The sequence below is a fragment of the Bradyrhizobium sp. 197 genome (assembly GCF_023073375.1).
Classification (GTDB): Bacteria; Pseudomonadota; Alphaproteobacteria; order Rhizobiales; family Xanthobacteraceae; genus Bradyrhizobium.
This window is the reverse complement of sequence record NZ_JADPJJ010000067.1, coordinates 1-1,457: the sequence shown is the minus strand read 5'-3', so window position 1 is coordinate 1,457 and position 1,457 is coordinate 1. Positions and strand designations below refer to the sequence as shown.

Below are 1,457 nucleotides of genomic sequence, written 5' to 3'. Positions count from 1 at the left end.
CTGTATGAGGAAGGCGATCGGATCTTCCTGATCGGTTTCAGCCGGGGCGCTTACACGGTCCGATCGGTTGCAGGGGTCATGACCTATTGCGGCGTCCCGCGCCATATGCCCGATGGCTCGCCCTTGCGCCGCGATCCAAACAGCATCCACAAGCTGGCCGAGCATGCGGTCAAGGATGTCTATCAATTTTGTCCATCCTACTCGCGCAAGATTCTTGGATACCGGCGGTTCCTGCTGGAGACTCGAGATGCAATCGCTGCACAATTTAGACGGCAGTACGGCAGTACAACCACCGTCAACGGCGCCGAGCACGCGAACGTCTTTCCCTACTTCATCGGCGTGTTCGATACTGTCGCCGCCCTCGGCCATAAATATCTGGGCGCGGCGCTCGTGACCGCCGGCATTGCGCTACTGATCGGGTTGCACTGGCTCGGTGGCTTCCTTCAGCCGGTCTTTCCATGGGCCGGATGGGTGGCCTGGATTCTGAGCTACCTCGGCATCGCCACAGCGCTGATTGCTTTTCTCATGAACTATCTGAAGATCGCGCCATCCTTGCCCGGCTATGGATTATGGAAGCGCCTCCAAACCGTGCATCTCGCCCCGCCGAAGCACAAATTCTACGACACCACCCTCAATCCCAACGTGGGCTACGCCAAACATGCGATCTCGATCGACGAGAACCGCGCCGATTTCAAGCGCGTCGGCTGGTCGCCCACAGCCGAGAAGCAGGACCAACGAGACGCGCACGGCAATCTTTACTTCGAACAGGTCTGGTTTCTGGGCGTGCACGCCGATGTCGGCGGCGGCTATCTCGAGAATGAGGCTCGGCTCTCAGACGTCGCGCTCAATTGGTTGCTCACCGGAGCTTCGCTCATTCCGGGCGGCCTGAAACACGACGGCAGTGTGCTACGGCTGTCGCCCAATCCCGCAGGTCCCCAGCACAATGAGCAGGCGGGAGGCTTTCTCAAGGCCGGGGTTCGTGACCTGCCGATCGATCCCGAGAAGGAAGAATCGAGATCACCGATGCACAAATCGGTCTATCGGCGTTTCGAGGCGGCGTCCGTTCTTCTCTACGATCGCATGGCGGCCTACCGCCCGGACAACATGAGGGTCCACGTCGACTTCAAGCACTATTTCGATGGGAGCGCTACGCAGCTGCCTCAATGCGTCGCCGATGACATTGAACAGAAGTGGGAAGAAGCCGGCCATGTCGGGCGGCTCTGACGCAATGCAACGATGAGGAAGCGGTTCTGTCAGGCGGATTTGTAGTCGCCTTGGCCTCTGCCGCGACGAGTAAAGCAGTTCACAATGCCGAGAGTGCTCTCGCCGACCGGCCGTCAAAAACACCGTTTGAAAAACCGTTTTAATTCGGCTCTCTCAAACGGCTTCTCTCGCCAAGGTCTTGATTTATATGGTGGGCGCACCAGGGCTCGAACCTGGGACCCGCTGATTAAGAG

General features: G+C 58.8%; 1 protein-coding gene. It reads left to right on the top strand.

Features of this window, described 5'->3' with window-relative positions; all coding sequences use genetic code 11:
* Positions 1 to 1,224, top strand: coding sequence for a phospholipase effector Tle1 domain-containing protein (locus IVB27_RS15490; RefSeq protein WP_256468378.1), 1,224 nt, complete (start codon positions 1 to 3; stop codon positions 1,222 to 1,224).
* Positions 1,225 to 1,457: the final 233 nt, after the last annotated feature.